Here is a 12,367-nt window from a genome sequence, read left to right as displayed (position 1 = left end):
GGGATCAATCAGCTCAAAGACGGCGTGACCGCGTTGTAGTGCAGCACGGTAGGAAAGGGGTCGTAGAAATGGTGCAGCAGCGTGCGCCATTCCTGGTATTGGAGAGAGCCACGAAAGCCCTCGGTGTGGTCTTGCAGCGTGGCCCAGCGCACCAGCAGCACGTACTGGTGGTCATCTTCCACGCAGTGCTGCAGCTCGTGCCCTTGGTACCCGGGCATGGACGCAATGATGCGCTGCGCCTGGGCAAAGGCCTGCTCAAACGCGGCCGTCTGGCCGGGCTTGATCTGCAGGGTGGCAATCTCCAGAACCATCAGGCGGCCTTCTTGGCCGTGGGTGCCATCTGTTCCACCCACTCGCGCGGCGCCATGGGGAAGCCCAGGCGTTCGCGGCTCTCGTAGTAGCTTTGCGCCACAGCGCGGGCCAGGTTGCGGATGCGGCCGATGTAGGCGGCACGCTCGGTCACGCTGATCGCGCCACGGGCGTCCAGCAGGTTGAAGCTGTGCGCGGCCTTGAGCACTTGCTCATAAGCGGGCAAGGCCAGTTGCTGTTCCATGAGGTACTTGGCCTGCTTTTCGTGCGCGTTGAAGGCGGTGAACAAAAAGTCCGCGTCGCTGTGCTCGAAGTTGTAGGTGGACTGCTCCACCTCGTTTTGCTTGTACACGTCGCCGTAGCTCAGGGTGTCGGTCCACTTCAGGTTGTAGACGTTGTCCACGCCCTGCAGGTACATGGCCAGACGCTCCAGGCCGTAGGTGATTTCGCCGGTGGCAGGCTTGCAGTCGATGCCGCCCACTTGCTGGAAGTAGGTGAACTGCGTGACTTCCATGCCGTTGAGCCACACCTCCCAGCCCAGGCCCCAGGCGCCAAGCGTGGGGTTCTCCCAGTCGTCTTCGACAAAGCGGATGTCGTTCTTTTTCAGGTCGAAGCCCAGGGCTTCGAGCGAGCCCAGGTAGAGCTCCAGGATGTTGGCCGGTGCAGGCTTGAGCACCACCTGGTACTGGTAGTAGTGCTGCAGGCGGTTGGGGTTCTCGCCGTAGCGGCCGTCCTTGGGGCGGCGGCTGGGCTGCACGTAGGCGGCCTTCCACGGCTCGGGGCCAATGGCGCGCAGGAAGGTGGCGGTGTGCGAGGTGCCAGCGCCCACTTCCATGTCATAGGGTTGCAAAAGGGCGCAACCCTGCGCGTCCCAATAGGACTGCAGCTTCAGAATGATTTGCTGGAAGGTCAACATGAGGTGTGGGGCCCTGACAGAGCCAGGGCCGGGCAATAAGAAAGAATGAAAAGGCGGGTCGGCCAGCGCACTGCACACAAGCAGAGCACCCAGGCCGCCGGTGCAACCCCTGATTTTACGGCGCAGCCAGCACAGCCGCCGAGGGACGTGCCCCCATGAAAAAAGGCCAGAGCCCTTTTGGAGCCCCAGCCTTCCCAACCAGTCACGCAAGCAGTAAGCCGTTGCGCACCAGTGACCACCGTTTCAGGCAGCCCGTCGGCGCACCTGTTGTGCGCCAAGTCTCATATGAAATACCCACCGCTGCACAGTTCACCACCCGTCAAAACTGGCGCGAACCAAGCGAGCGCCCCCGCGCAAGGGCCGCCCCGCCGCGCCGGGGGCGCCCCCCCTCTGGGGGGAAGGCGCCGAAGGCGACTCAGGGGGAGTCAATACTCCCAGAAAATGCGCTGCAGTTCCTTGCTGTCGTTGGTCTTGGTCAAAGCGACCATAGCCAGGATGCGGGCCTTTTGGGGGCGCAGGTCGTGGGCCACCACCCAGTCGTACTTGTCATCGGGCTGCTCTGCATTGCGCAGCACAAAGCCATCGGGCACGCGGGCCGAGCGGATGATTTGCACGCCCTGGCCACGCAGGGTCTTGAGCGATTCCACGGCCTGGGCCGCCACCGAGCCATTGCCCGTGCCAGCGTGGATCAGCGCCTTGACGCCAGCCTTGCCGTAAGCCTCGATGCCCGTGGTGTTCATGTTGCCGTAGCCGTACACGATGTCCACGGCGGGCAGGGCCTTGATGTCGTCGATGTTGAATTCAGACTGCGCAGTGTGGCGCTTGACGGGGGCACGGAACCAGTAGTTCTTGCCCTCCACCACCATGCCCAGCGGGCCCCATTGGCTCTTGAAGGCTTCGGTCTTGATGTTGATGGTTTTGCTCACATCGCGGCCGCTCTGGATTTCGTCGTTCATGGTGACGAGCACGCCCTTGCCAGCGGCGTCCTTGCTGGCCGCCACGCTCACGGCGTCGTACAGGTTCAGCGTGCCGTCGGCCGACAGGGCCGTGCCAGGGCGCATGGAGCCCACCACCACGATGGGCTTGGTGGTGCGCACCACCAGGTTCAGGAAGTACGCAGTTTCTTCCAGCGTGTCGGTGCCGTGGGTGATGACGATGCCGTCCACATCGGCCTGCTTGGCCAGGGCCGAGACGCGCTGGCCCAGCTTGAGCAGGTGCTCGTTGGTGAAGCTTTCAGAGGCGATCTGGAACACTTGCTCGCCCGACACCTTGGCCACGTTGGCCAGCTCTGGCAGGCCTGCCAGCAGCTTGTCCACCGGCACCTTGGCGGCGGCGTAGGTCGCGCTGTTGGCGGCCGAGGCGCCTGCACCCGCAATGGTGCCACCCGTGGCCAGCACCACCACATGGGGCTGGGCTGCCTGGGCCATGGCGGCTGCAGACAGGGCCGAGAGCACCACACCCGCAAACCAGCGGCGGGTGATGGACGAGGACGAAGAAGAAATGTGCATGAAAAAGTCTCCAGATGATTTTGCGGGACCCGCCGGTTGCGGCTTCGGCCCCTTGCCCGTCTTGTAGAACGGTGCCGCATCCTATGAGAAACCCACACACAGTGAAGTGGAATAATTAACCCAACCCTGTGAGTTGAATTCACATCCATCAAGACGCCTGCAGCACGCCATACCCAAGATGGCGGCGGGCCCACCGCACCGAGCGCGCCATGAACCTGCGACAGCTGGAAGTCTTTCAAGCCGTTTTACAAACCGGCAACATGAGCGCGGCCGCCCGCCTGCTGTGCATCACCCCGTCGGCCGTCAGCAAGGCCGTGGCGCACACCGAGCTGCAGCTGGGCTACCGGCTGTTTCTGCGCACGCCATCGGGCCTCACGCCTACCCCTGAAGCGCAAGTGCTGGCGACCGAGTCCACGGGCATCTACCGCCAGCTGGACGCGCTCAAACGCACCGCGCGCAACCTGGCGGCCAGCGACTCAGGCGATGTGCGGCTGGCCGCGATCCCCTCCATCACGCACGAATTCTTGCCACGCCTGCTGCAACACCACGCCCAGCAGCACCCCCAGGTCGGCGTGGAGGTGCGCACACTGCACCAGGACCAGATGACGCAGGCTTTGCTCACGCGCAGCGTGGACTTTGGGCTGGGGTTCTACAAACACCCGCACCCACAGGTGGCCAGCGACCTGCTGGTGAGTGGGCGGCTGTACCTGGCCGTGGCCGCCACGGTGTGGGGGCAAGCCCCGCGCACCGCCAGCCCCGGCGCCCGGCTGGCCCAGGTGCCGGTGATCCGGCTGGTGGGCGACGACCCCATGCGCCAGTCCATTGACGAGATTGCGCAGCGGCTGGGCTCCCCGGCCGGGCCGGGCATCCAGGTGCAGACCTCGCGCTTGGCGCTGGAGCTGGTGCGCCGGGGCATGGGCTGGACGGTGGTGGATTTTTTGACCGCCACGGGGCTGGACCCCGCGCAGATGGTGGCACTGGAGTTGCACGAGCTGGCCCCCATGTCGCTGTACAGCTACCACGCCAGGTCGTCCCCGCCCAGCCTACCAGCCACCCGCATGCTGGCCATGCTGCCGGTGCTGCTGCATCAAACGCTCTCAGGACAGCAGGGGCCGCGTGCATGAATTAACCCAGCACCCGCTCGCCGAGAAGACGGCTTGTTTCGAGAGCCTCTTGCGCGCTCGTCAGTTATCGTTTGCAGCCTGTGCAATCGCAGGACCCAGACGAGGGCAGCCGTGCAAGGGCCGCCCCGCAGCACTGGCTGCGTCCCCCTCCCCGAATTGCACAGCAATTCGAGAGAAGGGGGAAGGCGCGAAGCGCCTCAGGGGGATCGCTCAATCTCCCCAGCGGCGCAGTACCAGGCTGGCGTTGGTGCCGCCAAAGCCGAAGCTGTTGGACAGCACAGTGGTCAGCTGCGCATCGCGCGTTTGCGTCACCAGGGGCATGTCGCCCAGGGCTGGGTCGGGCGTTTCCACATTGGCCGAACCGGCGATGAAACCCTGGTTCAGCATGATCACGCAGTAAATCGCCTCTTGCACGCCCGTGGCGCCCAGCGAGTGGCCGGTGAGCGACTTGGTGGACGAGAACGGTGGAACCTTGTCGCCAAACAGGGCTCGCATGGCACGCACTTCCTGCATGTCGCCCACCGGGGTGGAGGTGCCGTGGGTGTTGATGTAGTCGATGGGGGCGTTCAGCCCTTCCATGGCCTGCTGCATGCAGGCAATGGCGCCGTCGCCCGAGGGGGCCACCATGTCTTCGCCGTCGCTGGTGGCGCCAAAGCCCACCACTTCGGCCAGGATGTTGGCGCCACGGGCCAGGGCATGCTCCAGGCTTTCCAGCACCACGGCGCCGCCACCGCCTGCGATCACAAAACCATCGCGGTTCGCGTCGTAGGCGCGCGAGGCTTGCTCGGGCGTCTCGTTGTACTTGCTAGACATGGCGCCCATGCCGTCAAACAGCAGCGACATGCCCCAGGATAGTTCTTCACCACCACCGGCAAACATCACGTCCTGCACACCCCAGGCGATCTGCTGCGCCGCAGCGCCGATGCAGTGCGCCGAGGTGGAACACGCCGAGGTGATGGAGTAGTTGATGCCCTTGACCTTGAAGTTGGTGGCCAGGCAGGCGGACACGGTGGAGCTCATGCAGCGCGTGACCTGGTACGGCCCCACGCGGCGGATGCCCTTTTCGCGCAGCGTGTCGGCCGCTTCGATCTGGTTGGCAGGCGAGCCGCCGCCCGAGCCCATGATGAGGCCGGTGCGGGGGTGGCTGACCTGCTCGGGCGTCAGGCCCGCTTGTTGGATCGCGTCTTCCAGGGCGATCTGAGCGTAGGCCGCCGCATCGCCCATGAAGCGCAGTTGCTTGCGGTCAATGCGCGCTTCGATGTCGATCTCCGGCGCGCCGCCCACCTGGCTGCGCAGGCCCAGTTCCTTGAACTTTTCCACGGCCTTGATGCCGCTTTTGCCCGCACGCAGCGAGGCTTCTACCGTGGCCAGGTCGTTACCAATACACGAGACGATGCCCGCGCCGGTGATGACTACGCGCTTTTTGGTCATGCTGCGTCCTTGCCTTCTTCCTCGCGCTTGAACAAGCCCACACGCAGGTCGTTGGCTACATAAATTTCCTTGCCATCGGCCAGCAAACGGGCATCGCCAATGGCCATGACCAGCTTGCGCTTGATGACGCGCTTGATGTCGATTTCGTAGGTGACCAGCTTCACGTCTGGGCCCACTTCGCCGGTGAACTTGACCTCGCCCGCGCCCAATGCGCGGCCACGGCCGGGCAGTTGCAGCCAGGTCAGGTAAAAACCGATGAGTTGCCACATGGCATCCAGGCCCAGGCAGCCGGGCATGACAGGGTCACCCTGAAAGTGGCAGGCGAAAAACCACAGGTCGGGCTTGACGTCCAGTTCCGCGCGGATCTTTCCCAAACCGTGCGCGCCCCCATCGCTGTCGATGTGCGTGATGCGATCAAACATCAGCATGGGTGGCAGCGGCAGGCGCCCGCTGTCAGCGCCGAACAGCCGGCCCTCGCCCGAGGCGATCAGTTGTTCGTAGGAAAAGGAATCTGCCATGTTCAGTCGTGCTCCAGAACGGCGGCTTGGCCGCCTCAAATCATCGTTCGTGCAACCTTCACCCCTGGTTGCGGGCCTCTATTATCAAGGCTTGGCATGTCCGCCGGACGGGATACACCCTGATTGCGCTCGGGGCTCCCTTTCGCAACATGACCTGGATCAAGCCAGCGCACACCCAAGGCACGGCCCGTGGGGAGGTTTCAGCACCGCCCGCTCCAGGCCAAAGCCGGTCGGCGGCTCACTCCATACCAAACGGCAGGGGCCTGGAATACCCCCCAGGCGCCGGGCCGCGCCGACGTGCCACCCACGCCACACACACCACCAGCAGGCCCGCGCACCACAGGGGCCACAGCCCCCAACGCGACGCCCACCATGCAAAGGGGGTGACGCCCCCATCGACCGACACGCCCTGCCCACGCCCCTGTACCTCGGCGCGCAGCACCCCACGGGTATGGCGCTCCAGCTGGTGGGTAACCACGCCCCGGTGGTCAATGATGGCCGTGGCGCCAGTGTTGGTGGCGCGCACCATGGGGCGCTCCAGTTCCAGGGTGCGCATGCGGCTGATCTGCAGGTGCTGGTCAATGGCCAGCGTGTTGCCAAACCAGCCAATGTTGCTGAAGTTGACCATCACCGTGGGTGCCTGGGCTGGGTCGGCAAAGCGCGCGGCCAGCTCTTCGCCAAACAAGTCTTCGTAGCAAATGTTGGGGGCAATGCGCTGCCCCGCCCATTCAAACGAGGCCTGGCCCACCGTGCCCCGGTTGAAATCCCCCAGGGGTATGTTGAGCATGGCCGTGAACCACTTGAACAGTGGCGGAATGAATTCACCAAAGGGCACCAGGTGGTGCTTGCTGTAGGTGTAGACGGGCTCGGCCGCCCCGCCACTGGGCATGCCGGGCGTGCTGGACGGACTGGAGGGGCGCCAGCCCAGCACCGAGTTGGTGTAGCCCGCACGGGCATTGCCCAGGGGTATGCCCACCAAAGCGGCCTGCGCGCCCTCGGTGTACCGGGCCTGCAGCCCTTCCAGATAGCCCGGAATCAGCTGCTGCGGCAGCAGCGGTATCGCCGTCTCAGGGGCTACGACCAGCGTGGCCGTCTCGCTGCGCAACTGCTGCGCGTACCACTGCAGCGCCAGCGGCACACCGCTGCCTTCCTCAAATTTTTCGTCTTGCGGGATATTGCCCTGCAGCAGGGCCAGTGACAGCGGTGGCGCCGGGGCCCGCGACGGGGTGTAGCACAGCTCTACCGCACAGTGGCGCTGCAAGGCCGCCCAGCCGCCAACCGCCACCACAGCCAAGACGGCCACCCAGGTGGACCAACGGCGCAGATCCGACCCGCGGCACTGCACGCACGCCATGGCCAGCCCTGCGGACACCGCCCCCACCCCATACACCCCCACCCAGCGGGGCAGCGACGCCAGCGGCCCCTGCACATGGGCATAGCCCCCTGCGCCCCACGGAAAGCCCGTGAACCAGGTGCCACGCACCAGCTCCGCCAGTAGCCAAAGCGCTGCAAAAAGCATAGCTGCTAGCGCTTTATTGGCGGGCGCTAGCTTGCAAAAAGACCATAAAGCCGCCGCATAGTACAGCGCCAGGAACGCCGCCAAGGCCAGCACGGCGGCCGCGGCCAGCGGCGCAGCCAGCCCGCCATAGGTGTGCAAGGAAATGAACAGCCACCAGAAGGTGCCGCACAGCCAGGCCAGGGCAAACGAAAAACCCAGCCAGGCCCCCTGCCGCCCGCTGGGGCGCAGGTGGTGCAGCAGCCCTGCCAACACCAGCATCGACAGCCACTGCAGCCACCACACAGGCTGGCCCGTGCCGGGCCAGGCGAGCGATGCTGCCTGGGCCAGACCGGCCAAGGCAGACAGCCCCGTGGCAGCCACCATCGCAGGGCGGCTGCGCGACATCAACGCCCGGGCCATCAATGTTCGGCAGCGCCAGGCGCTTCCACCCGCGACACCTTGAACCAGCGCACCGCGCCACCCTTGGTGTGCAGCACCACAAAATGCAGCCCGCACAGTTGCAGGTGTTCGCCACGCTTGGGCACGCGACCCATTTCGTGGGCGATCAGGCCGCCAATGGTGTCAAACGCGTCCACGGGCTCGCTGCCCTGGATGTGGACGCCAAAGGCTTCAGACACCCGCTCGATGGGGGTGTCGCCGCTCACGCGGTAGGTCTTGTCGGCCAGGCCAAAGATGTCGCCCGAGTCTTCGGCAATGTCGAATTCATCTTCAATCTCGCCCACGATCTGTTCAAGCACATCTTCAATGGTGACCAGCCCGGCCACGCGTCCAAACTCGTCGATCACGATGGCCAGGTGGTTGCGGTTGCCGCGAAACTCGCGCAGCAGGTCGTTCAGGCCCTTGCTCTCGGGCACAAACACGGCGGGCCGCAGCAAGGCGCGGATATTGAGCTCTGGCGCCCGCTGCAGCTTGAGCAGGTCTTTGGCCATGAGGATGCCAATGATGTTCTCCCGCTCGCCCTGGAACACCGGAAAGCGCGAGTGGGCCGTGTCGATCACCGAGCGCAGCAGCACATCGGGCGGCTCATCGATATCGACCATGTCCATGCGGGGTGAGGCCACCATGACATCGCTGGCGGTCATGTCGGCCATGCGGATCACTCGCTCAATCATCACACGCGAGTCGGCGCCGATGACCTGGTTGTCCTCGGCCTCCGCCAGGGTCTCGATGAGTTCTTCTGCAGAGTCAGGGCCGGGGTGTATGAACTCGGCCACCTTTTGCAGAAAAGTGCGCTTGTCTTCCTTTTCGGGCAAACGCCCAGGGTGCGGGTCAGACACTGTCGTGGATTGCAGGACTTGCAGTAGTGGTGAACAGAGCCCAAGGATAGCGGATTGCGTTGACAAGGCAACGACGCAGCGCAGGGCGGCTGCTCATACAAGACTCAGGGGCACTGTGTGGGCGCGTGATTGCGCAGCAGGTGCGCGGCGCCCAGGAAATCGCAGGGCAGTGCGGCTCATTTGGCCGAAAGCCCCGCCCGTGTCAGCGCTTACTCAGCCGACTGGTGGCGTGCGTGCTGCACACCCCGGCGCACTTCCTGCACGCCGGACAGAAAATCCCAGAACTGCTTGGCTTGCTTTTTGAACTGGTAGTCCACCTCGGCAAACTGCTGCTCCACCATCTCGGCCACGCGGGTGTCAAAGCTGGCAGGCTGGATGTGCAGGTAGGCCTCGGATTCAGAGCCATCGCGCTGCACGGTGGCACCGGCTTTGCGGGCGATCTTGAGCATGGCCGTGTTTTCAGACAGGGCGTGGATGAACACCATGTTCACGCCTTCGTTGCGGGCGTGCATGACGGCACGCTCGAACAGGCGGGCACCAAAGCCCCGGCCGCGGGCCTGCTTGAGTACGGAAACCCCGAACTCTGCGCAGTGCTTGTGCTGGGGATGCTCGGAGAAAGCCAGGTGGGCCATGGCCACCAGCTCCAGGCGGCGGTTGTAGATGCCAAAAATTTCGTCGCGGCTGAAGTCGAGTTGCTCGGCGTAGCGGCGGATTTGCTCGTCATTGGCGGCGTAGCCAAAACGCAGGTAACGGTCTGCGGGCTCCAGCTTGAGCAAGTGGGCGGTAATACGCTCGCGGTACGAAGGGCCCAGCGAGCGGATAGGAACCATCAAGGGCGTGGAAGGCATGCCTGCCTCCTTGGAAGAATGACTGTTTCGGGTGCGCAGCATGCCGGTGCTGGCGTGCCAGGATGCCTTGAGCAGGGCTTTGGTTGCGATCATGGGGTGAACTTTAAGGGTTTTCCCTGATTTTTTCCAGCAGTTTTGCTGCAACGCAGCAAAATAGAGCCACCACCCCAGACCTCCGGCACCTGCCAAGTGCACCCAAACTGCCTCATGGTCGCTGCCAACGCAGCCAAATCACCTTACCCGGGGGCCCCCAGGCTTTCAAGACAGGGGTTTCCAGTACAGTGCCTGCCGAGCTGGTGGCTTGGACTGCTCCAATGCGCCCGACAGGGGCGAAACGCATGCGGAGTCCCCCAGCAAGGGCCGAGCCCCGGCCCCCAGCACCGGCTTGGCACCGGGCAGCAAGACGTGGGCACGGTCCACGGACACCCCCACGTCATTCCCAATGAGCAGGCGCAAGCGTTGCAGCCCCGCCGACTTCGTCAGGGCCACACTGCCCGTGGCGGCGCTCATGACCACCTCCCGCATGGCTGAGGCATCTACGCGCAGCGCTACCTTGCTCTCTGATGGCCGGGCAGGATCGCAGACTGGCATTTCGGGCCCATTGCGACCACCTTTTGACGTGCTGCAGTCGCTGCAGTCCGCCTGGGCCGCACGCAAATCGAGCGACGCCACATTGCCACTGACCCGCACAGCGACGCCATCCACCCGCAGCTCAGCGAGCGGCTCCACGGCATGGATGTCAGCCTCGGTCACCACCAGATGGCGAAACTGCGCTGGCACCGTGACGGAATGCAGCCGTGACCAGCGCCTGCGGTGCCCAGGAGACTGCGCTGCGGGCTCCTGGGCCGCAATGATCACCAGGGTGTTGCCCTCACGGAACACTCCCAGCCGATGCGCACCATCGTCCGCGTCAGTGGCCGTTTGCCCCAAGGGATAGGTGCGTGCCTCAATACCTTGCCCCGTCCCAACCAGGACATCAACCGAACGCCGGTAGCCTCCGGCATCGGCGCCCTGCACAATCTGCAAGCGGGTCAGGCCTGCAATGTCCTGGGCATCCAGCACAAAGGCGGGGTCTGACCGATAGCGTGGCTTGAGCACCTTGAGGCCCGTCAACCCCAAACCACCCCAAAAGAGCAGCAAGGCGGCCATGAAAATCCAGGGGCCTCGGCGGCGACGGCCCTGTGCCGTGGTGAAGGCCATCACAGCAGCTCTTTCTCTTGCAGGTTGACATACACCAGGCCCCACAGCAGGCCCGGCACCACGATCCACACCAAAGCATTGAGCCCATGCAGCCAGGGCGTGAACACCTCGGCTTCCAAGCTCCACCATACGGACAAGGATTCCGTGCGGGCCCCCGTCACCACCGTCCATAGCACCGTCAGCACAAACAGCGCAAACCCCACCACCAGGGCCTTGAGCATGCCCGCCTTGCGAAAGTACAGCGTGCCCGCCAAGACAAACGCCTGACTCGCCCACAGTGCCATCCACAACCCCATCTGGGCGCGCAGCGAGATCACAGCATGCTCTCCACCGTGCGGCCACCACGGCACAAACAAAAAGTACTTGTCCAGCGACACCACCCCTTCGCTGAGCAGGGGCCGCACAAACACCACCAGTTGCAGCACGGGCCAGGACATCAGCAAAAACAGGGCGCTGTAGGCCAGCGGGTAAAACACAGCCACCACCAGCACGCACAAGGCCCACTTCTCCAGCACCGATGCCGGCCGCATCAGGATCAGCAAGGCCGACTCGCGCTGCGCAATGCCATCAAAGTACCGGCCTGCAAACACATAGCCCGTCAGGAAAAGCCCTGAAAAATAAAACGCGGCCTGGACTTCTGCATCGAAGGCCTTGAAGCTGGACACACCCAGCGTCAACAGCAGCAGCACCGCATACAAAATGGCCAGCACCAGCAGATAGCCCAGGTAGTGGCGGCGCTGCTCTGCCCAATGGGCCAGCGCCAGGCATTCAAAACGCTGCCAGTTCCACGCCTGCGTGGATGGCGGGGTCGACGGTGTGTCTTGGCTCATGCGAGGGCTCCTTCTGCGGTGCGTGCACCATCCGCCGTGGCCAGGGCTTGCAGCATGGCGTCCCGGTTCAAACTCAAGGCTTTGTACAAGAGCTCCAGTTGCAAGGCACCTTCCTCTGGCACCCCCGCCACGCGCCGGGCCACATAGGCCACCTGTGCACCCAAGGCCTCCTGGTACAAAAGGCCGTCCGTCGGCAAGGCCTGCGCAGTGGCCGCCACCCCCATGGTCAAGCGCTCTGCCAATTCGTCCATGCGGGCGGCCAGGGCCAGCCGTCCCTGGTCGATGAACCAGATATGGCTCAGGATGCTCTCGAGGTCGTGCGCCTGGTGGGTGCTGATCATGACCACGCGCTGTGCCTGCTCAGGCCGCCGCATCAACTCACGAAACTGCCCCCGGCCCACGATGTCCAGACCGTTGGTCGGTTCGTCCATCAACAGCAACGGGGTCTGGGTGGCCAAGGCAAAGGCAATGGCGGCCTTCTTCTTCTGGCCCAGGCTCATGGCCTCAAACCGGCTGTCCACCGGCACCTCCAGCACCTGCAAGTAATCGCTGAACAGAGCGTGCGAAAACTGGGGGTAAAAGCTGCCGTGGGTGCGCGCCAGCTGGGCGGCAGTCAGGTTGGGCAGATGAAACTCCTCGGGCACGATGTAGACCGAGGCCAGAAAATCCGCCGCGCGTTGCCGGGGCTGAAAACCCAGCACCCGTACGCGCCCTTGCCAGGGCGTGAGCAAGCCACACAGCAGCCGCAACAAGGTGGACTTGCCGCTGCCGTTGCGGCCAAACACGCCATAAATACCCGGCTGCCCAATCTGGGCTGAAAAATCGGCATACAGCGCTGCCCGGCCATAGCCGTAGTGCAGGCCTTCTATCTGGATCATGTCCGCCTC

General features: G+C 64.3%; 12 protein-coding genes. 1 reads left to right on the top strand and 11 read right to left on the bottom strand.

Annotated elements, in window-relative coordinates:
- Positions 1–8: 8 nt before the first annotated feature.
- From CLU88_RS18190 to CLU88_RS18180, 3 genes are all read right to left on the bottom strand, one after another.
- Entirely contained in the window at positions 9–311 is a 303-nt protein-coding gene (locus tag CLU88_RS18190; protein ID WP_099658988.1) for an antibiotic biosynthesis monooxygenase, read from the bottom strand.
- The gene (gene glyQ / locus CLU88_RS18185; RefSeq protein ID WP_099657799.1) at positions 311–1,225 is read right to left on the bottom strand and encodes a glycine--tRNA ligase subunit alpha; all 915 of its coding nucleotides are present in this window, start codon (positions 1,223–1,225) and stop codon (positions 311–313) included. Before glyQ ends, CLU88_RS18190 begins: the two co-directional genes overlap by 1 nt.
- Before the next feature lie 425 nt (positions 1,226–1,650).
- Positions 1,651–2,733 (bottom strand): type II asparaginase, encoded by a 1,083-nt coding sequence (locus CLU88_RS18180; RefSeq protein ID WP_099657798.1) that lies wholly within the window; start codon positions 2,731–2,733, stop codon positions 1,651–1,653.
- Positions 2,734–2,942: 209 nt separating this feature from the next.
- Here CLU88_RS18180 and CLU88_RS18175 point away from each other — a divergent pair, with 209 nt between their 5' ends.
- The gene (locus CLU88_RS18175) at positions 2,943–3,857 is read left to right on the top strand and encodes a LysR family transcriptional regulator (protein WP_099657797.1); all 915 of its coding nucleotides are present in this window, start codon (positions 2,943–2,945) and stop codon (positions 3,855–3,857) included.
- A gap of 210 nt (positions 3,858–4,067) precedes the next feature.
- Here CLU88_RS18175 and fabB read toward each other — a convergent pair whose 3' ends face one another.
- From fabB to CLU88_RS18130, 8 genes are all read right to left on the bottom strand, one after another.
- A complete protein-coding gene (gene fabB, locus CLU88_RS18165; protein ID WP_099657796.1) occupies positions 4,068–5,288 on the bottom strand; it encodes a beta-ketoacyl-ACP synthase I in 1,221 nt (406 codons plus the stop codon).
- Positions 5,285–5,806 carry a 3-hydroxyacyl-[acyl-carrier-protein] dehydratase FabA gene (fabA, locus tag CLU88_RS18160; RefSeq protein WP_099657795.1) on the bottom strand — a complete coding sequence of 174 codons (522 nt, stop codon included), beginning with the start codon at positions 5,804–5,806 and terminating at the stop codon, positions 5,285–5,287. Before fabA ends, fabB begins: the two co-directional genes overlap by 4 nt.
- Before the next feature lie 238 nt (positions 5,807–6,044).
- Positions 6,045–7,724, bottom strand: coding sequence for an apolipoprotein N-acyltransferase (gene lnt, locus CLU88_RS18155; RefSeq protein WP_099657794.1), 1,680 nt, complete (start codon positions 7,722–7,724; stop codon positions 6,045–6,047).
- Positions 7,724–8,602: an HlyC/CorC family transporter gene (locus tag CLU88_RS18150; protein ID WP_099657793.1), complete on the bottom strand. Its 879-nt coding sequence runs from the start codon at positions 8,600–8,602 to the stop codon at positions 7,724–7,726. The genes lnt and CLU88_RS18150 overlap by 1 nt, the downstream gene beginning before the upstream one ends.
- Before the next feature lie 209 nt (positions 8,603–8,811).
- Positions 8,812–9,543: a GNAT family N-acetyltransferase gene (locus CLU88_RS18145; RefSeq protein ID WP_099657792.1), complete on the bottom strand. Its 732-nt coding sequence runs from the start codon at positions 9,541–9,543 to the stop codon at positions 8,812–8,814.
- 165 nt (positions 9,544–9,708) lie between these two features.
- Positions 9,709–10,650 carry a hypothetical protein gene (locus CLU88_RS18140; RefSeq protein WP_099657791.1) on the bottom strand — a complete coding sequence of 314 codons (942 nt, stop codon included), beginning with the start codon at positions 10,648–10,650 and terminating at the stop codon, positions 9,709–9,711.
- Positions 10,650–11,480 carry a hypothetical protein gene (locus CLU88_RS18135; RefSeq protein ID WP_099657790.1) on the bottom strand — a complete coding sequence of 277 codons (831 nt, stop codon included), beginning with the start codon at positions 11,478–11,480 and terminating at the stop codon, positions 10,650–10,652. The genes CLU88_RS18140 and CLU88_RS18135 overlap by 1 nt, the downstream gene beginning before the upstream one ends.
- Complete coding sequence (locus tag CLU88_RS18130) at positions 11,477–12,358, bottom strand: ABC transporter ATP-binding protein (RefSeq protein WP_099657789.1); 882 nt, start codon at positions 12,356–12,358, stop codon at positions 11,477–11,479. The genes CLU88_RS18135 and CLU88_RS18130 overlap by 4 nt, the downstream gene beginning before the upstream one ends.
- Positions 12,359–12,367 lie beyond the last annotated feature (9 nt).

It is taken from the genome of Acidovorax sp. 56, from assembly GCF_002749705.1.
Taxonomy (GTDB): Bacteria; Pseudomonadota; Gammaproteobacteria; order Burkholderiales; family Burkholderiaceae_C; genus Acidovorax.
The sequence above is the reverse complement of the archived record's forward strand: the minus strand, read 5'-3'. Positions and strand labels throughout refer to the sequence as shown.

Bases quoted from the DNA above. Each gene is read 5' to 3' on its own strand.
- CLU88_RS18190 (WP_099658988.1), bottom strand. From the start codon at position 311: ATGGTTCTGGAGATTGCCACCCTGCAGATCAAGCCCGGCCAGACGGCC.
- glyQ (WP_099657799.1), bottom strand. From the start codon at position 1,225: ATGTTGACCTTCCAGCAAATCATTCTGAAGCTGCAGTCCTATTGGGAC.
- CLU88_RS18180 (WP_099657798.1), bottom strand. From the start codon at position 2,733: ATGCACATTTCTTCTTCGTCCTCGTCCATCACCCGCCGCTGGTTTGCG.
- CLU88_RS18175 (WP_099657797.1), top strand. From the start codon at position 2,943: ATGAACCTGCGACAGCTGGAAGTCTTTCAAGCCGTTTTACAAACCGGC.
- fabB (WP_099657796.1), bottom strand. From the start codon at position 5,288: ATGACCAAAAAGCGCGTAGTCATCACCGGCGCGGGCATCGTCTCGTGT.
- fabA (WP_099657795.1), bottom strand. From the start codon at position 5,806: ATGGCAGATTCCTTTTCCTACGAACAACTGATCGCCTCGGGCGAGGGC.
- lnt (WP_099657794.1), bottom strand. From the start codon at position 7,724: ATGGCCCGGGCGTTGATGTCGCGCAGCCGCCCTGCGATGGTGGCTGCC.
- CLU88_RS18145 (WP_099657792.1), bottom strand. From the start codon at position 9,543: ATGATCGCAACCAAAGCCCTGCTCAAGGCATCCTGGCACGCCAGCACC.
- CLU88_RS18140 (WP_099657791.1), bottom strand. From the start codon at position 10,650: ATGGCCTTCACCACGGCACAGGGCCGTCGCCGCCGAGGCCCCTGGATT.
- CLU88_RS18135 (WP_099657790.1), bottom strand. From the start codon at position 11,480: ATGAGCCAAGACACACCGTCGACCCCGCCATCCACGCAGGCGTGGAAC.
- CLU88_RS18130 (WP_099657789.1), bottom strand. From the start codon at position 12,358: ATGATCCAGATAGAAGGCCTGCACTACGGCTATGGCCGGGCAGCGCTG.